We start from the raw sequence: 19,104 nt of genomic DNA on the forward strand, positions 1-19,104 counted from the left end.
AAGATTGATCGGCGTCTGCGGTGAGTAAGAAATGGACGTAGTTTCTGCCACCAAGGTCGTTATGGGAGCACCAAGCGGATAGGAGCAATGATTTGAACAATTTTGTAACTCTCTGGCATGAGGCCGCAACCACTAGTCTTGGTTTTTTTTGGATGGCCCTGTGGGCGTTTGTTCTGGGCTATATCATCAGCAGCCTGATCCAGGTGCTGGTTACTCGCAAGAAAATGCAGCAGGCCATGGGTACGGATGGGCCGCGTAGCATTGCGCTAGGCACCTTTTTTGGCTTTATTTCCAGCTCCTGTAGTTTCTCGGCGCTTGCCTCCACCCGGGCGATTTTCAACAAAGGGGCCGGCCTCGCCCCGTCGCTGGCGTTTATGCTGGCTTCCACCAACCTGGTCATTGAGCTGGGCATGGTGATCGCCGTTTTTCTAGGGTGGCAGTTCGTCGTCGGGGAGTACGTTGGCGGCATTCTGCTGATCCTGTTGACCTGGTTGCTGGTCCGTATTACCCGTCCACGCCGACTGGAAGCTCAGGCCCGCAGGAAAATGGTTGATGGCGATTCGGATGGCGACGGCGCCGGCAAAAACTGGAAAGAGAAACTAACCAGCAAGGCAGGATGGCAGCAGATCGGCCAGACCTACATGATGGAATGGCAGATGGTCTGGAAGGATGTGCTGATCGGTTTCACTATCGCTGGGATTATTTCCGCCATGGTGCCCCAGAGCTTCTTTGAAGCCCTTTTTATCGGGTCGGGCGGGGAAAATGCCGCTAACCCAGGCTTTCTTGCGGTACTGGCACAAACGCTGGTGGGGCCGCTAGCGGCTTTCTTCACTTTCATTGGTTCTATGGGCAACATCCCGCTTGCCGCCGTTCTGTTTGCTCAGGGCGTGAGTTTCGCCGGCGTTATGGCCTTTATCTTTTCCGACCTGGTCGTGCTGCCGGTTCTGAGAATCAACGCTTCCTACTATGGCTGGAAAATGGCGCTGTATATCCTCGCGTTGATGTTGGTCGGCATTGTCTGTGCCGCCTTGATCATGCACTACAGCTTGGCCCTACTTGGCCTGTTGCCGGACTTCAGCGGTCAGATGGCGATGAGCGAGCGGGAGTTTTTTAAATGGAACTACCAAAGCGTACTGAATATTGTTTTCCTGGCCATGACAGCGGTACTGGTCTGGTTTTGGCGTCAGAGTAAGAAGCAGCACGCCCATCATCATGCTCATCACGACCATGATCATGGTGGTGCCTCAAGGACCGATAAGGTGCTGCGGGTTCTGGTGGTTATAGCGCTAGTCTGGTTGATCGGTGGCGTCACGATTCCCCTGCTGTGAAATGCTGAGCTGGCGCGCCTAGCCTTTAGTTAGGCGCTTCTCACGTACCAGAGTTGGTAATCAGCAGAAAACAGGGCAGGTGAGCGAGCAGCTTTGGGGCTGCCCGCTTGGCTTCAAAGCTTGACGGTGGGGTCGCCAAAGCCCTGAGGCACATACAGATTGTGCTCGCCCAGGTTGCGGGTATCCGTTTCTCCACAGAGTGCCATGGTGGTATCCAGTTCCTTATGGATAATCTCGAGCGCTCGCGTGACGCCAGCTTCACCCGCAGCGCCCAGCCCATAGGTATAGGCCCGGCCGATATAGGTGCCCTTGGCGCCCAGCGCCAGCGCCTTGAGCACATCCTGCCCCGAACGAATCCCTGAATCGAGATGCACTTCCACGTCATCGCCGACAGCATCCATGATGGCCGGCAGCATGCGGATGGAGCTGACCGCACCGTCCAGCTGGCGTCCGCCGTGGTTGGAGACGATGATTGCGTCCGCGCCGATCTCAACGGCACGCCGTGCGTCCTCGGGCGCCATGATGCCCTTGACGATCAGCTTGCCACCCCACCACTCCTTGAACTGGGCAATACGCTTCCAGTCCAGCGAGACATCAAATGCTTCCGACGTCCAAGTGGATAACGACGAAGGATCCGTCACCCCTTTAGCATGGCCGACGATATTGCCGAATGAGCGCCGCTTGGTGCGCAACATTTCGAGCCCCCAGGGGATCTTGGTGGCCATGTTGGCGATTGAGCGAGGGGTTAGTTTGGGGGGCGCTGACAGTCCGTTCTTAATATCTTTGTGGCGTTGTCCAAGCACCTGTAGATCCACCGTGACCACAATTGCGGAGCAATTGACCGCCTTGGCACGCTCGAACAGCCGACGCATAAAGTCGTCATCCTTAAGCGTGTAGACCTGGAACCAGAAGGGCTTGGTGGTGTGCTCGGCTACATCTTCAAGCGAACAGATCGACATGGTAGAAAGCGTGTACGGAACACCGAATTTCTCCGCCGCCCGAGCCGCTTTGATTTCCCCATCGGCCGATTGCATGCCGGTCAGTCCCACCGGTGCCAGAGCCACTGGCATGGACACGTCTTCCCCAATCATCTGGCTGCGCGTCGTGCGCCCCGACATATCAACAGCCACCCGCTGCTTGAGGTGGATGTGCTGGAAGTCGCTGGTGTTTTCGCGAAAGGTCTGCTCTGTCCAGCTGCCTGACTCAGCATAGTCATAGAACATCTTGGGGGTACGTCGAACATAATGACGGCGGAGATCTTCGATATTGGTATAGACCGGCATGTGGACTCCTATGAAGTGTGAGGAAGGCAGCGGGTGCCATCGGCGGGGCTGTCAGGTAATGAACGTTTTTGTAATATGGCCTGCTAAGCGAGGAAACCAAACTTTTCATTGCCCATCACCGATTACTTTTTTAACAGAATACTACCGTGAATACACACTCCGACCAGATAAATTAACCCCGCCGCCCCCAGCTTGCCAAGGGTGTCGAGGTCGACAAAGGCTTAGCTATGCTTAACACATCCCGAGTGCGTATCCGTTAACAAGCGCTCAACCTCCTCGGCGATTTAACGAAAGCTCGGGCGTATGAATCGCCATTTCACGGGCATGGCGTTCGGCATCGGGGTCATCCCAAGCTTTAATTCCTTCGAGCGCGCGGATGTAGGCGGGCGGCAACTGATGCTCGCGTGCGCCAGCTAGCACATGCTGCTTGTACCAGCTATACGGCAGTATCCCTGGCGCCGTCACCTTTCCTACGTATGCTTGAACATCCAGCGGCTGATGATTGTTGAGGTCGGTTACGGTTAACCAGGTTTCATCGTAGGCGTGCCCCAGGCTTTCAAAGCCATCCAGCGTTGGCTTGTGGTGAGACGCGACCTCCCAAATCACGCCGTAAACGGCCCCTTGGTCGGTCACTGGCACAATGTCGCACTTTCCCGAGCCGTCGCTACTGTGCTGATGAAAGGCCAAACGATAATCGGACAGCTTGGCAGTAGTGACTAAACGCGCCGGAATCCGCGCCGCCAGACGATGCGTCGACATATTCGACCCATAGGTAAAACACAGCATAGAAGCCTCCTTAATGAATAGCGCCGCGTTTTTATGCAGCTTGATACGCATGATATTTCTTCATGATGCTTTGCTGAAGCACCCTTCAAAATGCCAGCAGAGAGTAGCGTCTGTGGCAGATGTAACTGGGATTCTGCAATCAGCCCGTTTGGGTGTGCAGCCGCACAGAGCGATTGGCTGTTACGGACTAGGCTTTAATGGATCGTTTGAAAGTGGCGTTACGAAAGAGAAGTGCTTGGAGTGTCAATGTAACGCAACTTACTTCCGATCATCGCTGATGAAGACGATGCCAAGCTGTTTGCTGGGCAATGTTCATGAGTCAGTGCATTTTCGATTTATTCTGTTACATGGCATGGAGGTGTCAGATGAGCGCTGAAAAGACTAAGAAAGACAGTGATCAGAATGCGGAGCAAGCAACGAAACGCGCCAAGGAACAGATTGAAAAATCGACCGTCGAGCCGGTACGTGCCTATGGATCGCTCACGACAGATTATTATGAAAAGCTGTTCTCAACTCAGTTCGAAGCTGTTCGCGCTTTTGCTGAAAAGAGTTTGGCCCAATCCCGTTCCTGGCTTGACGTTAAGGACGCCGAAAGTTTTCAGAAGGTAGCCGCAGAGCAGCAGCAAACTGTTCGTGAAATGAGTGATCGTTTGAAGGACGACACCCAAAAAATAAGCGCCTTGAGCCAGGAATTCCTGCAAGAAAGCCAGCAGCTAGCGATGGAGAGTATGCAGGTAGGTCGTAAGCAGCTCGAAGAAAACATGCAGAAAGGCAAGGAGCAGGTCGAAGAGAGCATGCAGCAGAGTAAGGAAAATCTCGAAGATACTCAGCAGAAAAATCAGCGGCAAGCTGATAAAAGCGATAAGTCTACCAGTACGTCCAACAAGTAAGGCTGCTATTCTTACTGTAAATTGTAGCTAAAGGGGCCGTTTCCAAAAGAAAACGGCCCCTTTTTGCACGAGATACATGTAGGTATCAATTAACAGCACCCGGCGTTTGCGTATTCCAGGTGCTGATACACGTTCCAACAGAGAAACGTAACGCGTTGACGAAACCTAGACGTAGAAGTCCAGATCCTCCTGGGCTTTTAGCAGATCGCGCATCTTGATGGGATCGTCACCAAAGAAGAAGATGAGACCCCAATGCGTACCAAAGGCCGACCGGTCAGGAACCGTCTCTTCTGCTGGCGCGACCAGTTCGTGTGACACGAAATAGGGGTGATCAACGCACTCTTTGGGCATTTCCAGTTTGCTGACAACACGACGGCGTGGGTATACGCCGAAGCAGCCCGCATAACCTTTGGCATCGACCACTTCTTTGGGGAAGAATGCCGCTACTTCTTCTTTCGTGCTTTTCGGATCGAATACCAGCATTGACGCTTGGTAGGCGTTGAAGCCATAGGCTTGCTCGATCAGCTCAAAAGCCTTGAATCCGGGCGGACGATAAGCCACTTCACCAAAGTACATTTCGCCATCAGCCGTGACGAAGTACTCGGGGTGAATCAAGCCGAACTTGATATCAAAGGTTTTGATTAACAGCTCGATTTGTTTGGTGATCGCATTGCGCCAGCTTTCGAGTTCTTTTGTAGCGGGCACGAACACTGAGTAGCCTAGGGTTACGTATTCTGAAATGTTGAGAAACTGGATTTTGCCATCGTGGATCCAGGCTTCAACAGCAAACTCCCAGCCATCCAGATGACTTTCCATCAGCAGGGGATATTCTTCGTCCGGAATGTGTTCGATTTCTTCTAACGTACGGATCATCCGGTGGCCAAGGCAACCAGCCTTGTCGAATGCTTTGACGTGAATCGGGTCATCCGGGTCACCGTCGAGTTTAAGCAGCGTCTGGTTAACGCGCTTCATGAAGCGAACGATGTCGTCTTTCTCGTGTGCTTCCTCAAAGATCCCGACGCGGATACCGCCAAGCTGAGCACGGCGCTTCATCAAAGCCTTATCACGGAACAGAATGGACTGACCGTACATGCGAGGACTATCGAGAAGGACAGAGTTAATAGCACCTGACCACTCGACGGTTTCTTCAAACAGCGGGATAGCGACATCAACGCCTTCTGCTTTCAACCTTTCGGCGATTTCCATGGATCGATCATTTAGACGAATAAAGTCCCATGGGATAAAAGGTATGTTGTTGGCGGTACAGAAATCAGCAGCCCATTCCGGAGCAACGACGACATAACGGCGGTCAAACTTTTGCGCCGCCTTGATAGCATTAACGCTCCAGCCAAGCAGGGCGATATAACCCTTGTTTGGATCCTTGGGGGTCTCGGTTCCTTTCACCGAATCCATTTCAGGGTCACGCCAGGCGGCTACGGCTTCGGGTAATTGCTTTTCTGATGTTATCGACATTAGATGTTCTCCTTGCTGGTTAACCCAGACTGACTGCGCTGACATTGGAGCGCACCAGGTGAACTGAGCCTCAGACAGTGTTTTTTAGAGGCATTTGAGTAAGCCAGCACTAGGGTAGTTTTAAGCGCACCCAATACTACACTCAAGCTAGTCGATTCCAGTACAAATGGCAATTAAGCTATGGGGTTTATGGTCAACGGTTGTATAAGTTTTCTCGCAACCATGAGAGGAGAACGCCGTTAATCCTCGGCTAGTACCGAGCGGTTGCGGCCATCGTGTTTGGCTTGGTATAGCGCTCGGTCGGCTCCGCGCAACGTTGTGATAAATCGGTTGGCCAGGAGGGTGAGTACCTTGTTGCCGACTAGCGAGCCAGGCTCACAGCGTGACTTTGCCACGCAGGTGTTTGGTTTTGCCTTTGCGAGTTTTCGCATCCACCCGCTTGCGCTTGGCAGAGCGGGTGGATTTTGTGGGTTTGCGCGTTTTTTGCTGCTTGACCGCTTCGCGAATCAGCTCACGCAGCCGCGCCAGTGCATCCTCGCGGTTATGTTCTTGGGTGCGAAAGCGCTGCGCTTTGATGATGATCACACCTTCTTGGGTGATGCGCTGATCCGTCAGTGCCAGCAGGCGTTCTTTATAGAACGGCGGCAACGTCGAATGGCGAATATCGAAACGCAGGTGGATGGCGGAGGCGACCTTGTTGACGTTTTGGCCGCCAGCTCCTTGAGCGCGGATAGGGTGCAGCTCAATCTCCCAGTCGGCCAGTTCCACGGCGTTGGAAATACGCAGCATAGGGCTCCTTGATGGGTGGGCAATACGCAGGACTCGTCATCTAGGCACTTAACCTAAGTACGTCGACGCGTTAGCGCAATGGCGCATGCATTAGTTAATAAAGCCCAGTTTAGCATGCCGCCAATATCAGTGACGGAAGGCCCCGTTGCGTTGACCGATGCTTTTGGCTAGCAACGTGGCGAGGGGTTTTGCCTTAAGGGTGTGAATGTTAGCCTGCTATTTTTTATAGCTCGCTCATACATGTGAAGTCGGTAATTGTTTATAGTGGGTAGATCTTTTTAGACGGAGTGCCCGATGAACGACGTCATCAAACTGTTAACGTCTCACCGTTCAGTACGTAAATTTGAAGCGCGCGAACTACCGGAAGGTCTGCTCGAGACGCTGATTAAGGCGGGGCAAGCCGCTGCCACGTCGAGTCATATTCAAGCCTACAGCGTTATCCGTGTGAAGAATCCTTCATCGCTCGAAAAACTGGTGGAGCTAACCGGCGGTCAGCCATATGTGGCGAGCTGCAGCGAGTTCCTGGTGTTTTGCGCGGACATGAAGCGGCCACTGGAGGCCGCCGCACGCACGGGCGAAGACGTGGTCAGCGGCATGACCGAGCAGCTGTTGGTGGCGACGGTGGATGTCTCGCTAATGGCGCAAAACGTGGTGATTGCGGCGGAGTCAGAAGGGCTCGGCATCTGCTACATCGGCGGGATACGCAATAATCCCCAGGCCGTTAGTGAGCTTTTAGAACTGCCCAAGCATGTCTATCCGGTGTTCGGTATGTGCATTGGCTACCCCGCCCACGAGCCTGATATCAAGCCCCGTTTACCGGTTGACGCGGTATTGAAGGTGGATAGCTACCGCGATGATGAAACCCAGGTGGCCGCGTTTGATAGCACCATGCACGCTTATTACCAGTCCCGCAAAGGGGGTAACAAGGATGCCAACTGGTCGCAGAATCTGACGCCGCTGTTCAATCAGAAACTGCGCCCGCATATGCGCGATTTTCTGATTGAGAAAGGCTTTACGATGAAGTGAGAAAACTAGGTGCCCCCAGGCCTCGATATAATGCTGTTGACCAAGGTGTGATGGGATGGGGGCATTGTCGTTATTTACCCGCCTGCCGAATGTAAATGGTGGGGCCAGGTGTGTAGGAAAGCCAGCGCATCTTCGGCATTGACCGGCCGACTGAACAGGTAGCCCTGCAGCACATCGCAGCCTAGCTCGTGCAATATCTTTCGCTGTGCATCGTACTCGACGCCTTCGGCGATGACCTTCAAGCCCAAACCATGGGCAATGCGGATGATGCCGTTGACGAGGTTGACTGCTTTGTCATCGAGGGGCAGGTCATCGATAAAGCTTTTGTCGATCTTGAGCACGTCGATCGGGAGTCGTTTGAGATAGTTCAGTGACGAGTAGCCGGTACCGAAGTCATCCAGCGCGAGCGATATACCGTGGTCTTGCAGCTCGCGCATGGTCAAGATGGCTCGGTCGATATCCGTCAGTAGGCTCTCCTCAGTAAGCTCAAGCGTCAGGCGTTGGGGCGCTAAGTCATGCTCCTCAAGGGTTTGCAGAATATGCTGGACAAAGTTGCGCTGATAAAACTGGTTGGCGGGGATATTAAGCCCAAGTTTTAGTGGCGTATCACCCGGCTTAATCGGCCAGTGATGAGCTTTTTCGCAAAGACACTTAAGCGACCAATCGGTGAGTAATCGGGACAGGCGGGCATTTTTTTCGGCAATGGGCACAAATTCACCGGGACTCACGCGGCCCAAGGTTTTATCTTGCCAACGAGCCAGTGCTTCAAACCCCGTCACACCGCTGCCGTCAGCCATAACCAGCGGTTGATAATGCTGATGCAGTTTATTGCCTAATAACGCTGACTCAAGGCGTTGTTCAATGGAATGCCTACGTAACGCACTTTCTTCGGTGTGACGCGTAAAAATATGGATATTTTCGTAGGTTTTAGGCCCTTTAAGCGCCACGCGTGATCTTTCAAGCAAATCATTGGGACTCATGCCGTCATCGGGGGGAGACGCTAATGCCCACATCAATGTTAGGCCGAATGGTATGGCCATTTAGGTCAATGGCATTATTAAGCTTATTAATAATCGGTTTAATTACGCTGAAGAGCTCGCGCAACGAATAAATGGAGATGACGGCGCAAAAGCGATCAAGGTCCATATTACCCGCTGCCAGTATGCCGATGTCAGGAGCGGTGAGACGATCTGCCAGGCATTTAAGAATGATGTTGCGATTTTCACGCCCGTAGAGTCGGCTGATTTCATCAAGATTGTTCATCCGCAGGTGCAAAACAACCAAGTGGTACGACTCTGATTTGGCTAGATGAATTAAGTTGTCGAGAGTTTCCCCAAACAAGGTTTCGTCGGGGAGGCCCGTTCTTGCGTCACGTTGATTGATGCGGCTCGCCTGGTGACGTACATCAAGCAGTTGTGCCTTGAGATGAATCTGTTCTTCGACGATATTGCCAAAAGCAACTAGCCATGAGCGTTCAACTTCATTTAGCGCGCGCGGTTGGGTGTCACTGATACACAGTGTGCCAATGGGCTGCCCACCCGGGCCGCGCAATACAACGCCAGCGTAAAAACGAATGTGGGGGGATGAAGTAACGGCTTTATGGTGACGGAAGAAGCTATCTTCCAACGTATCAGACACTTCGAGGTAGCCGTGTTTTAAGGCGTGAACACAAATGGAAAATTCGAGTGGGATCTCACGCGTTTCGGTACCTGCCGACGATTTATTCCACTGACGATATTCGTCAACGAGCGAGATCAGTGCGATCGGGGTATTGAAAACCTTGGATACCAAGCGGGTATAGCGGTCAAAATACTCTTCCCGGGGAGAATCCAGGATGTCGAGGGAGTGCAGTTCGGAAAGCCGAGCTCCTTCGTCATTATGACGGCTAAAATCTGAATGAGTGTCATCCATTGCGTTTGCCTGCTAAAGAGCTGAATACGAGCGTAAATAAGACTTTAGGCTCATGCTTTTGTAGAGATCATTAAACCATATAACTATCTTTTGGTGCATTTTTCCATAGTAAAAGTTTTGTACAATATTTATGGCGCCAGAATGGCCGGTGTACTACCTGACATCCGGCGTTTTCCAGGAGTAACTGACCATGGCTAATCGCGCAGCCGCCTACCGGGCCAGCCCCGGCTCACCGTTGGATATTGATCATGCTTTTTATGACCGCCTTGCTGTGGCTTCCGGCCGCAGACGGGTGGCCTCCCTGGAAGTGCCGATTCGCGACGCCCTTGCCTGGGAGGTGCCCGCTGGGCACGTGATGCGTATCTGCACCCGCCAGGGGGCGCAGGTGGGTGACTTTAATCTGTGGTCACGGCACAACCCCCGCGAGCGCTTTTGGGCCTCACGCACTCGCCAGTTACAGCGCTCCCACGTCAGCACTCACGACCGCTTGTGGTCGACGTTGCCGTATCTGCGGCCGATGGCAACGATCACTGCAGATACATTAGCGGACTATGGCGTCGACGAGGATGGCGGTCGCGTCCACGACCTGCTGGGCACGCGCTGCGACCCCTACGTCAACCGGCTACTTACCGGTGAGGATTTTGACTTTCACTGCCATTCCAATTTGACCCGCGCCGTATTGCCATGGGGTCTCACCGAGTTCGACATCCACGACGTGCTCAATGTTTTTCAATGCACCGGCCTCAATGATCAGGGCCAGTACTTTATGAAGGCGTGCCCGGCGCAGCCAGGGGATTACCTGGAGCTGTTTGCCGAGATTGATTTGCTCTGTGCGCTTTCCTGCTGCCCAGGCGGTGACCTGTCGGTGGATCTATGGGGTGGTGATACCACCGATGACGACCTACTTGCCACCTGCCACCCAATTGGCATTGAAATCTACGCCCTCGACGACGACCTGCTTACGGGCTGGGCGCCGCCTACCTCGCCAGACTACCGCGGGCGCCACGGCCTGCGTCAGCCCGCAGAAGACTGGACAGCCAGACGCAAGGACGGCTGTTGTTGAGGTTCGCAGTTGCTTAGCCGCTCAACGGAGCAGGGGAGGGGCCTGTTGATGCTTCATCGTGGTCGCGACGCAGGCCCTAGTGTGGCACAGCGATATCTAACAAGTGCGTGGGCGGCAACAAAGCAAGGCTTGCCCGCATGGTGCGTACTTCTGCCGCCGGCGGGCGACCAAAGAAGCGCTTAAATTCACGACTAAATTGGGATGGGCTCTCGTAGCCGACTCGACTAGCCGCTGCTGCGGCCGTCAGTCCATCGCGTATCATTAACAGCCGCGCATGGTGAAGGCGGGTCGATTTAATGTACTGGATCGGTGAGGTCTGGGTGACGGCTTTGAAGTGGACGTGAAAGGCGGGCGCACTCATGCCAGCTTCACTAGCTAATTTTGCTACCTCCAGCGGATCGGCATAGTGCGTATGAATACGGCTGAGCGCTTTAGCGACTTTACCAAATTGCCCATAGTGGGAGAGGGCAGTTCGAACACTGCCACCCTGCTCACCCGTTAATACCCGGTAACATATTTCCCGGGCAATAGAAGGGGCAAGAATGCACGCATCCCTTGGCGTGCTAAGCGCATCCAGTAAACGTAGTGTTGCCTCTGCCAGCGGCTTTCCCATTGGGGTAGACAGCATACCGCGCGGCGCCTCGCGTGTGTGTCCGCCTGAAGCTTCTAACATGGTCACCAACTCCGCAATAACCGCTGCATCCAGGCGCAGCGCAATGCCCAGCATTGGCTCTGCCTCGCTGGCTTGCGTTTCCGAGGTGAACGGCAGGGGCACGGACAGAACCAAATAATGATGTGCATCGTAGATATATACCTCGTCACCCAAATAGCCAAGCTTGCGACCCTGGCAGATGATGACGATACTCGGCTCGTAAAGAACCGGGGTATTGTTCAGCGGGCGGTTGGAGCGCATAAAGCGCACGCCGTCCAATAGCGACTGGGTATAGCCTTCGAGGGGGGCGAGTTGATACAAGCGCTCGACGATCTTGCTTTGAACCAGTGAGTCACTTGTCATGTAAAACACCTCCACCATGGGGCTGGCAACGGGAGCGAGTAAGAGGGACTGCTGACAACAAAAGAGTAATATACATCTTTTGCCGCCAATAACGTCCCCTATCCAACTCGGCCAATAGGATTAGGCAAACATGCAATAGGATCGCCTCTATAGACACCCGTCTTAACATCTTAATCTTCTCCAGGTACCCACCATCGAGAGGATTACCCCATGACTGCTTCATCAACCCCTTTTTCCAAAGTCGTTTTATTGACCGGTGCCAGCAGCGGCATCGGTGAAGCCACTGCTCGCTGGCTTGCAGGTCAAGGGCTCCGTTTGATTATTGGCGCACGCCGAACTGACCGGTTGGAAGCATTGACTCGCTCCCTTCGCGAAGAGGGCGGCAGCGTGGATTTCCAGGCGCTGGATGTCACCGACCTTAAAGACATGCAGGCGTTTGCGGATTTCGCGATCAACACCCACGGCCGCATAGATGTGATCATCAACAACGCAGGCGTTATGCCGCTATCACCTTTAGCAGCGCTTAAGGTAGATGAGTGGAACCACATGATTGATGTCAACATTCGCGGTGTGCTCAATGGTATCGCAGCCGTGTTACCCACCATGCAGGCTCAGGAAAGCGGCCAGGTGATCAACATTTCCTCTATTGGCGGACTCACTGTTATGCCCACCGCCGCGGTTTACTGCGCCACAAAATATGCGGTGCGCGCTATCTCCGATGGGCTACGTCAGGAAACCGACAAGATCCGCGTTACCTGTGTCTACCCAGGGGTCGTGGAATCAGAGCTGGCCAATACCATCACCGACACTGAAACCGCCAAGGCGATCGACCTCTTCCGTCAGATTGCCCTCAAGCCCGACGCCATTGCCTCCGCCATCGCGCATGCCATCAACCAGCCCGATGACGTGGACACCAGCGATATCGTCGTACGGCCTACGGCGAGTCACTAGCTTCGTGTCAGGTGCTGTCCGAGCTTTTGGCCGAACGTCATCATTAGCGCGAGCGATATTCATGCAAGAAACCAAGCTGCCTATTTACTGGACACGGGCGCTGGTGGTCGCTGGCATTATCACTATTTTTCCAGCGACCACCTCTGCTCAAATCATTCTAAACGAAGGAAATGACGCCATGGCAGACCACCCGTATGTTGGCATGTGGGTAACTAAAGACGGCTATATCCGTCATGAGCTTCTAGCCAATAACCGCTACGATGAAGCCCGCGGTGATCGTGAAAGCGCTTACCAAGGGCGCTATCAGGTGGCTGGTAACCACATCGACTACTGGGACGACACCGGTTTTACCGCTGACGGTGAATTCGTTGATGACGTGCTTTATCACGCGGGGATGGTGCTATATCGTGCAGAGTAACCTTCGATGCGCGCCGTGTCGCGGAAACGTCAACAGCTCTAGGTTTCCCTAATCTATTGAAAGAAGGCCTGCGGTCAGTAATGATAACAAGTATTGGACACGTTTAGCCGCGCGTTCTGTTTATCTGCGCGGCGCGGCAAAATAATCAACAAAAGGAGAATACGAGTGAAAATAGGCGCACCCAAAGAGAGTGCCCGGGGGGAAGCGCGTGTTGCGCTAACCCCTGAGAGCGCCAAGCAGATTCAAAAGCTGGGCCACGAGTGCTTAGTAGAAACCGGCGCTGGCCTGGCGGCGGGCTTTAATGACGACACTTATCGCGATGCGGGCGTTACCGTGGTGGACGGAGCCGACGCGCTCTGGCGCGACGCTGAGGTAGTGATTAAAGTCCGCGAGCCTTCCGAAGAAGAAGCCAAACGGCTGCACGAAGGGCAAACCTTGATTGCCTTCTTCTGGCCGGCGCAAAACGAAGCGCTGTTGGAAACCTGTAAAGCCCAAGGCGCCACCGTGGTGGCGATGGACATGGTGCCGCGTATTTCGCGGGCGCAGAAGATGGACGCGCTGTCGTCCATGGCCAATATCGCGGGCTACCGTGCAGTGATTGAGGCGGGCAACAACTTTGGCCGCTTCTTCACTGGGCAGGTTACGGCAGCAGGCAAAGTGCCTCCCGCCAAAGTACTGGTGGTAGGCGCTGGTGTGGCGGGCTTGTCCGCGATTGGCACGGCCACCAGCTTGGGCGCTGTGGTTCGCGCCTTTGACGTTCGCCCCGAGGTCTCCGAGCAGATTGAATCCATGGGCGCTGAGTTCCTGTTCCTCGAGTTTGACGAGAGCCAGGACGGCTCCGAAAGCGGTGGCTACGCCGCGCCTTCAAGCCCGGAGTTCCGCGAGAAGCAGCTTGCTTGCTTCCGTGAGCAAGCGCCGGATGTCGATATCGTCATCACCACTGCACTGATTCCCGGTAAGCCCGCGCCTAAGCTGTGGCTTGAGGATATGGTCGCCGAGATGAAGCCTGGCTCGGTGATCATCGACCTGGCGGCCGAGAAGGGCGGTAACTGCGATCTGACCAAGCCCGACGAGCGGATCGTAAGCGATAATGGCGTGGTGGTGGTTGGCTACACGGATTTCCCCTCGCGCATGGCGACGCAGTCATCGCTGCTCTACGCCACCAATATTCGTCACATGTTGACCGATCTGACGCCCGAGAAAGACGGCGTGATCAACCACAACATGGATGACGACGTCATCCGTGGCTCGACAGTTACCCACCAGGGCGAAGTGACCTTCCCACCACCGCCGCCCAAGGTAAAAGCAATAGGCGCGTCCAAGCCGAAGAAAAAAGAAAAAGAGCCCACGCCGGAAGAGAAAAAAGCCGCCGAGCTCGCGGCGTTTAAAGCGCAATCCAAACGCCAAATTGGGCTGCTGGCGGTAGGTGGCTTGCTGATGCTACTGCTCGGCCAAGTGGCACCGGTCTCGTTTATGCAGCACTTTATTGTGTTCGTGCTGGCCTGCTTTATTGGCTTCCAGGTCATTTGGAACGTTAGTCATTCGCTACACACGCCGTTGATGGCGGTGACCAACGCGATCTCGGGCATCATCATTCTCGGGGCGATTTTACAGATCGGCACCGGCAGCGTGGTGGTGGGTATATTGGCGGCGATCTCGGTGTTGATTGCGACCATTAATATCGTGGGCGGCTTCCTGGTGACACGCCGGATGCTGGCGATGTTCCAAAAATCTTAAGCGGCGGAGAGAGACTATGTTAGGTCAAGGATTCGTATCTGCTGCGGCCATCGCGGCGAGCGTGTTATTTATCCTCTCGCTTGGGGGATTGAGTAACCAGGAAAAAGCCAAACGGGCGGTGTGGTATGGCATCGTCGGTATGGCCGTGGCGGTATTTTTTACCGCCTTTGGACCGGGGATCGGTGGCTACTGGTGGCTGATTCCCATGATGGTGATTGGGGCGGCTATTGGGGTCTATCTGGCTAAAAAAGTCGAGATGACCGAAATGCCCCAGCTAGTGGCGGCGCTGCATAGCTTTGTCGGCTTAGCGGCGGTATTTGTCGCCTGGAGCGCCGACCTAGAGCGCCGCCGGGTAATGGCCGCGCAAGCGGCAGACGCCTCCACGGAAGCGTTTTCCGCGTTTGCTGCGCTTGTAGCTACCAAAGCACCCGATGAGCTGATGTTTCTGCAGGTCGAGGTGGTGTTCGCTATCTTTATCGGCGCGGTGACCTTCACCGGGTCGGTGGTGGCCTTTGGCAAGCTGGCGGGTAAGGTCGATGGCAAACCACGCCAACTGCCCGGCGGGCATTTGCTCAACGCCGGAGCGGCGGCGCTTTCGCTGCTGTTGGCGATTTTGTACCTAAACGGCGCGGGCTTCTGGACGCTGATTCTGCTGGCGGCGTTGGCGTTCTTTATCGGCTACCACCTGATCATGGGGATCGGCGGGGCGGATATGCCGGTCGTGGTCTCCATGCTCAACAGCTACTCCGGCTGGGCGGCGGCGGCCGTCGGCTTTACGCTGTCTAACGATCTGCTGATTGTCACCGGCGCGCTGGTTGGTTCTTCCGGTGCGATTCTGTCTTACATCATGTGTAAGGCGATGAACCGTAACTTTGTGAGCGTCATTCTGGGCGGCTTTGGCGGCACCCAAGGGCCAGCAGCCGAGATTGAAGGCGAGCAGGTGGCCATCGATGCGGGTGGTGTGGCCAGCGCACTGAACGACGCCGATAGCGTAATCATCGTACCGGGCTACGGCATGGCGGTGGCTCAGGCACAAACGGCGGTGAGCGACTTGGTGCGTAAACTGCGTGCAGCGGGCAAAACCGTGCGCTTCGGTATCCACCCGGTCGCGGGCCGCTTGCCAGGGCATATGAACGTGCTGCTGGCGGAAGCCAAGGTGCCTTACGATATCGTGCTGGAAATGGACGAAATTAACGATGATTTCGCCACTACCGACGTGGTGATCGTGATTGGCTCCAACGACATCGTTAACCCGGCGGCCGAGGAAGATCCTAACAGCCCGATCGCCGGCATGCCGGTATTGAAGGTCTGGGAAGCCAAGCAGGTGTTTATCTGCAAACGCGGCCAGGGTACCGGTTACTCGGGCATCGAAAACCCGCTGTTCTTTAAGGAAAACAGCCGCATGTTCTATGGTGATGCGCGGGACAGCCTCAATACGCTGTTGCCGTTGGTTGAGTAGTTAGACGACTCAGCTGGCCGCTAAGCCATTAAGTACTAAGCCCGCGAGATATCGCGGGCTTTTTTATCGTTACCACCCCATTGACAGCTGCAGGCGGTTAACCCGCCTGCTATGGTCGTTAGCCTATTCTTGTGTTGAACGTACCCACTATGAACCAACGCCCTAACCCCCGTGTGCTTTTGCGCTTACTGGGTCTACTTCGTCCTTACCGACTGCGGCTAGCCTTGGCTGGCCTGGCGCTGTTATTGGCGTCAGGGAGCGTACTGCTGCTGGGGAATGGGCTGCGCTTAGTCATCGATCGCGGCTTTCTGGCAGCGGATCAGCAGGCGTTAGCCCAATCGCTCGGTTTGATGCTGGTCGTGGTGGCGGTGCTGGCGATGGCCTCGGCGCTGCGCTATTACCAAGTGACCTGGATTGGTGAGCGTTTGGCCGCTGATCTCCGCCAGCGCGTGTTTGATCATTTACTTACCTTGGAGCCAAGCTTTTTTGAAAGCGCCAGCGACGGCCGAGCGGCGGGGGAGATAGCGTCAAGACTGACGGCAGATACCAGCATATTGCAGAGCCTGTTCGGCTCCTCGGTCTCGTTGGCGCTGCGTAACCTGGTCATGCTGGTGGGCGCCGTGGTGCTAATGCTGGTCACCCAACCGTGGTTGTCGGCTGTGGTGTTGATTGGTATCCCGGCGACCTTGCTGCCAATCGTGTGGTACGGCCGTCGGGTGCGGCGGCTTTCACGCACCAGTCAAGACCGGGTAGCCGAGCTTGGCCGCTATGCAGAAGAAGCGCTTAGCGGTATTCGGACACTCCAGGCGTTTACCCACGAAGCGGTGGATAAAGCGCACTACGGACAGCGCGTGGAGCAGGCGTTTGGCAGCGCGGTGGAGCGTACCCAGCAGCGCGCTTGGCTAACCGGCGTGGCGATGCTGGTGGTATTTACCGCGGTTGGCTTGATGCTCTGGCAGGGCGGCCAAGCCGTATTAGCCGGCACTATGAGCCCGGGTGAGTTATCGGCGTTTATTTTCTACGCTGTACTGGCGGCGGGGGCCATCGCCACCTTGGCCGAAGTGGCGGGCGATGTGCAACGAGCAGCGGGTGCGGCGGAACGGCTGCTGGAGTTGCTCGATACCCAGCCGACTATCCAATCACCGGCTAACTCGCAAGATCTCCCCAATCCGTCACATGGCGAGATTAGTCTTGAAGACGTTAGCTTCACCTACCCCGGCCGGGAAACCCCAGCGCTTGCGGGTTTTAGTCTGCATATCCAGCCGGGAGAACGGATCGCTTTGGTGGGACCTTCAGGGGCGGGCAAAAGTACGTTGCTGACCCTGCTGCTGCGCTTTTATGATCCTAGCCAAGGTCGCGTGTCCCTCGATGGCAGTGATATCCGTACCCTGGATCTTGCTGCCTTGCGCGGCACCATGGGGCTGGTGGCGCAAGAGCCGGTACTGTTTAGCGGCTCGGTGGCCGAAAACCTGCGCTACGGCGACCCCGAGGCTGATATCGCGAGATTGCGCAACGCCGCCCAGGATGCCAGCGCCCTCGACTTCATCGACGCGCTGCCTCAAGGCTTTGATACGCCCCTTGGCCCGGGCGGGGTGCAGCTCTCCGGAGGCCAGCGTCAGCGGCTCGCCATTGCCCGCGCGCTGCTTAAAAACCCGGCGGTGCTGTTGTTGGATGAAGCGACGAGCGCCTTGGATGCGGAGAGCGAGCGTTTGGTTCAGCAAGCCCTTGATCGGTTGATGGTCGGGCGCACCAGCATCGTGATCGCCCACCGGCTTGCCACGGTGGTTGCTGCAGATCGGCTCCTGGTGCTCGATGGCGGCCAGCTTGTGGCGGAAGGAACGCACAGCGAGCTGATCACCACCAGCGCGTTGTATCGCCATTTGGCCGCGTTGCAGTTTGGCGGCGAAACGTTATAAAACGGTCTTTTAAAAATGGAAATGTCTATGTCGAGTTTTTTTCAGCGCCTTAACGCCGTTAACGCTCCCTCTATTGGGCTTGGCTGCATGAACCTTTCCCACGGTTACGGCCAGCAAGTGCCCGAACAAGACGCGCTGCGCACGCTTGATGCCGCCTTTGACATGGGCTATCGCCACTTTGATACCGCAACGCTCTACGGCGCCACGGCCAACGAAATCCTGCTAGGCCGCGCGTTGAAGGGAAAGCGTGAGCAGGTGCTGCTGGCCAGCAAGTGCGGCATGGCGATTGACCCCACCTCAGCCAAGCGGGTGATCGATGGGCGCCCCGACACCCTACGTCGCCAGTGCGATGCCAGCCTTAAACGCCTGCAAACCGATCATATTGACGTTTATTACCTACATCGACTCGACCGCCAGGTACCTATCGAAGAAAGCGTTGGGGCGCTTGGGCGCCTAGTGGAAGAGGGCAAGATTGGGGGCGTGGGACTTTCTGAAGTTTCCGCGACGACATTGCGCCGTGCGGTGGCTGAATATCCTGTCGATGCGGTGCAGTCCGAATATTCGCTGTGGACTCGCAACCCGGAAATCGCGTTGATTGATGCGTGCCGCGAGACGGGCACGGCCCTGGTGGCGTTTAGTCCGCTTGGGCGCGGGTTTTTAGCAGAGGCGGTTAGCGACCCTGCTCGCTTACCCGAAGGCGATATGCGCCGCCAGATGCCACGCTTCAGCCCGGAAAATTTCGCCCACAATCAACGGTTGCTTGAGGGTGTGACGCGCCTTGCCGAAACCTTGGGCGTTACCTCCGCCCAACTGGCATTGGCGTGGGTAAAGGCCCAGGGGCGCGATGTGATCCCCATTCCTGGCTCAACGTCGATGGCGCATATTCGCGATAACCTGGCAGCCGAAACGCTAACGCTTGATGCGGTTACGTGCCAACAGCTGACGGCCATGATGACGCACGACCAAGTCGCTGGGGGGCGTTACAGCGAGGCCCAGCAGGCCGATATCGATACCGAGGAATTTACGTCGACCCGGTAGCCTAGGCTTACGGCCTTGCTG

At 55.4% G+C, this 19,104-nt stretch carries 17 protein-coding genes; 10 read left to right on the forward strand and 7 right to left on the reverse strand.

Annotation, left to right across the window (positions count from 1 at the left end; translation table 11 throughout):
* The first annotated feature begins 92 nt into the window (after positions 1 to 92).
* Positions 93 to 1,328, forward strand: coding sequence for a permease (locus BLR97_RS12945; protein ID WP_089706953.1), 1,236 nt, complete (start codon positions 93 to 95; stop codon positions 1,326 to 1,328).
* 113 nt (positions 1,329 to 1,441) lie between these two features.
* Here BLR97_RS12945 and BLR97_RS12950 read toward each other — a convergent pair whose 3' ends face one another.
* Together BLR97_RS12950 and BLR97_RS12955 are read right to left on the reverse strand one after the other, a co-directional pair.
* Positions 1,442 to 2,611: an alpha-hydroxy acid oxidase gene (locus tag BLR97_RS12950; protein ID WP_089706954.1), complete on the reverse strand. Its 1,170-nt coding sequence runs from the start codon at positions 2,609 to 2,611 to the stop codon at positions 1,442 to 1,444.
* Positions 2,612 to 2,878: 267 nt separating this feature from the next.
* A complete protein-coding gene (locus BLR97_RS12955; protein WP_089707051.1) occupies positions 2,879 to 3,397 on the reverse strand; it encodes a gamma-glutamylcyclotransferase family protein in 519 nt (172 codons plus the stop codon).
* Positions 3,398 to 3,762: 365 nt separating this feature from the next.
* Between BLR97_RS12955 and BLR97_RS12960 the strand changes: the two genes are divergently transcribed.
* On the forward strand, positions 3,763 to 4,287 hold the full coding sequence (locus tag BLR97_RS12960; RefSeq protein WP_089706955.1) for a phasin family protein: 525 nt from the start codon (positions 3,763 to 3,765) through the stop codon (positions 4,285 to 4,287).
* A 165-nt stretch (positions 4,288 to 4,452) separates the two neighbouring features.
* Here the strand turns inward: BLR97_RS12960 and BLR97_RS12965 are convergent, their stop codons facing one another.
* Together BLR97_RS12965 and arfB are read right to left on the reverse strand one after the other, a co-directional pair.
* Complete coding sequence (locus BLR97_RS12965; RefSeq protein WP_089706956.1) at positions 4,453 to 5,760, reverse strand: carboxylate--amine ligase; 1,308 nt, start codon at positions 5,758 to 5,760, stop codon at positions 4,453 to 4,455.
* A 375-nt stretch (positions 5,761 to 6,135) separates the two neighbouring features.
* Positions 6,136 to 6,549, reverse strand: a complete 414-nt coding sequence (gene arfB, locus BLR97_RS12970; RefSeq protein ID WP_089706957.1) for an alternative ribosome rescue aminoacyl-tRNA hydrolase ArfB — start codon at positions 6,547 to 6,549, stop codon at positions 6,136 to 6,138.
* Positions 6,550 to 6,843: 294 nt separating this feature from the next.
* On the opposite strand from arfB, the gene nfsA reads away from it, so the two are divergent.
* Positions 6,844 to 7,575 carry an oxygen-insensitive NADPH nitroreductase gene (nfsA, locus tag BLR97_RS12975; RefSeq protein WP_089706958.1) on the forward strand — a complete coding sequence of 244 codons (732 nt, stop codon included), beginning with the start codon at positions 6,844 to 6,846 and terminating at the stop codon, positions 7,573 to 7,575.
* A gap of 74 nt (positions 7,576 to 7,649) precedes the next feature.
* Here the strand turns inward: nfsA and BLR97_RS19815 are convergent, their stop codons facing one another.
* Positions 7,650 to 8,555, reverse strand: coding sequence for a putative bifunctional diguanylate cyclase/phosphodiesterase (locus BLR97_RS19815; RefSeq protein WP_211605137.1), 906 nt, complete (start codon positions 8,553 to 8,555; stop codon positions 7,650 to 7,652).
* Positions 8,556 to 8,559: 4 nt separating this feature from the next.
* Positions 8,560 to 9,486: a GAF domain-containing protein gene (locus BLR97_RS19820; RefSeq protein WP_211605140.1), complete on the reverse strand. Its 927-nt coding sequence runs from the start codon at positions 9,484 to 9,486 to the stop codon at positions 8,560 to 8,562.
* 190 nt (positions 9,487 to 9,676) lie between these two features.
* On the opposite strand from BLR97_RS19820, the gene BLR97_RS12985 reads away from it, so the two are divergent.
* Positions 9,677 to 10,549 (forward strand): urea carboxylase-associated family protein, encoded by an 873-nt coding sequence (locus BLR97_RS12985; protein WP_089706959.1) that lies wholly within the window; start codon positions 9,677 to 9,679, stop codon positions 10,547 to 10,549.
* A 76-nt stretch (positions 10,550 to 10,625) separates the two neighbouring features.
* On the opposite strand, the gene BLR97_RS12990 is transcribed toward BLR97_RS12985, so the two are convergent.
* The gene (locus tag BLR97_RS12990; protein WP_089706960.1) at positions 10,626 to 11,564 is read right to left on the reverse strand and encodes an AraC family transcriptional regulator; all 939 of its coding nucleotides are present in this window, start codon (positions 11,562 to 11,564) and stop codon (positions 10,626 to 10,628) included.
* 210 nt (positions 11,565 to 11,774) lie between these two features.
* Between BLR97_RS12990 and BLR97_RS12995 the strand changes: the two genes are divergently transcribed.
* The 6 genes from BLR97_RS12995 to BLR97_RS13020 all read left to right on the forward strand — a co-directional run bounded on the left by BLR97_RS12995 (position 11,775) and on the right by BLR97_RS13020 (position 19,083).
* Positions 11,775 to 12,515: an SDR family oxidoreductase gene (locus tag BLR97_RS12995; RefSeq protein WP_089706961.1), complete on the forward strand. Its 741-nt coding sequence runs from the start codon at positions 11,775 to 11,777 to the stop codon at positions 12,513 to 12,515.
* A 61-nt stretch (positions 12,516 to 12,576) separates the two neighbouring features.
* On the forward strand, positions 12,577 to 12,933 hold the full coding sequence (locus BLR97_RS13000) for an Atu4866 domain-containing protein (RefSeq protein ID WP_089706962.1): 357 nt from the start codon (positions 12,577 to 12,579) through the stop codon (positions 12,931 to 12,933).
* Between the two features lie 165 nt (positions 12,934 to 13,098).
* A complete protein-coding gene (locus tag BLR97_RS13005; RefSeq protein WP_089706963.1) occupies positions 13,099 to 14,670 on the forward strand; it encodes a Re/Si-specific NAD(P)(+) transhydrogenase subunit alpha in 1,572 nt (523 codons plus the stop codon).
* A 16-nt stretch (positions 14,671 to 14,686) separates the two neighbouring features.
* Positions 14,687 to 16,129: an NAD(P)(+) transhydrogenase (Re/Si-specific) subunit beta gene (locus BLR97_RS13010; protein WP_089706964.1), complete on the forward strand. Its 1,443-nt coding sequence runs from the start codon at positions 14,687 to 14,689 to the stop codon at positions 16,127 to 16,129.
* Positions 16,130 to 16,278: 149 nt separating this feature from the next.
* Complete coding sequence (locus BLR97_RS13015) at positions 16,279 to 18,045, forward strand: ABC transporter transmembrane domain-containing protein (RefSeq protein WP_089706965.1); 1,767 nt, start codon at positions 16,279 to 16,281, stop codon at positions 18,043 to 18,045.
* A gap of 27 nt (positions 18,046 to 18,072) precedes the next feature.
* The gene (locus BLR97_RS13020; protein WP_089706966.1) at positions 18,073 to 19,083 is read left to right on the forward strand and encodes an aldo/keto reductase; all 1,011 of its coding nucleotides are present in this window, start codon (positions 18,073 to 18,075) and stop codon (positions 19,081 to 19,083) included.
* The last annotated feature ends 21 nt before the right edge of the window (positions 19,084 to 19,104 follow it).

It is taken from the genome of Vreelandella arcis (assembly GCF_900103865.1).
Classification (GTDB): Bacteria; Pseudomonadota; Gammaproteobacteria; order Pseudomonadales; family Halomonadaceae; genus Vreelandella; species Vreelandella arcis.

Excerpts from the sequence above, each read along its gene's own strand:
- BLR97_RS12995 (WP_089706961.1), top strand. The coding sequence starts at position 11,775 with ATGACTGCTTCATCAACCCCTTTTTCCAAAGTCGTTTTATTGACCGGT.
- arfB (WP_089706957.1), bottom strand. The coding sequence starts at position 6,549 with ATGCTGCGTATTTCCAACGCCGTGGAACTGGCCGACTGGGAGATTGAG.
- BLR97_RS19820 (WP_211605140.1), bottom strand. The coding sequence starts at position 9,486 with ATGGATGACACTCATTCAGATTTTAGCCGTCATAATGACGAAGGAGCT.
- BLR97_RS13015 (WP_089706965.1), top strand. The coding sequence starts at position 16,279 with ATGAACCAACGCCCTAACCCCCGTGTGCTTTTGCGCTTACTGGGTCTA.
- BLR97_RS12950 (WP_089706954.1), bottom strand. The coding sequence starts at position 2,611 with ATGCCGGTCTATACCAATATCGAAGATCTCCGCCGTCATTATGTTCGA.
- BLR97_RS13010 (WP_089706964.1), top strand. The coding sequence starts at position 14,687 with ATGTTAGGTCAAGGATTCGTATCTGCTGCGGCCATCGCGGCGAGCGTG.
- BLR97_RS19815 (WP_211605137.1), bottom strand. The coding sequence starts at position 8,555 with ATGAGTCCCAATGATTTGCTTGAAAGATCACGCGTGGCGCTTAAAGGG.
- BLR97_RS12985 (WP_089706959.1), top strand. The coding sequence starts at position 9,677 with ATGGCTAATCGCGCAGCCGCCTACCGGGCCAGCCCCGGCTCACCGTTG.
- BLR97_RS12990 (WP_089706960.1), bottom strand. The coding sequence starts at position 11,564 with ATGACAAGTGACTCACTGGTTCAAAGCAAGATCGTCGAGCGCTTGTAT.
- BLR97_RS13000 (WP_089706962.1), top strand. The coding sequence starts at position 12,577 with ATGCAAGAAACCAAGCTGCCTATTTACTGGACACGGGCGCTGGTGGTC.
- BLR97_RS12960 (WP_089706955.1), top strand. The coding sequence starts at position 3,763 with ATGAGCGCTGAAAAGACTAAGAAAGACAGTGATCAGAATGCGGAGCAA.
- BLR97_RS12965 (WP_089706956.1), bottom strand. The coding sequence starts at position 5,760 with ATGTCGATAACATCAGAAAAGCAATTACCCGAAGCCGTAGCCGCCTGG.
- nfsA (WP_089706958.1), top strand. The coding sequence starts at position 6,844 with ATGAACGACGTCATCAAACTGTTAACGTCTCACCGTTCAGTACGTAAA.
- BLR97_RS12955 (WP_089707051.1), bottom strand. The coding sequence starts at position 3,397 with ATGCTGTGTTTTACCTATGGGTCGAATATGTCGACGCATCGTCTGGCG.
- BLR97_RS13020 (WP_089706966.1), top strand. The coding sequence starts at position 18,073 with ATGTCGAGTTTTTTTCAGCGCCTTAACGCCGTTAACGCTCCCTCTATT.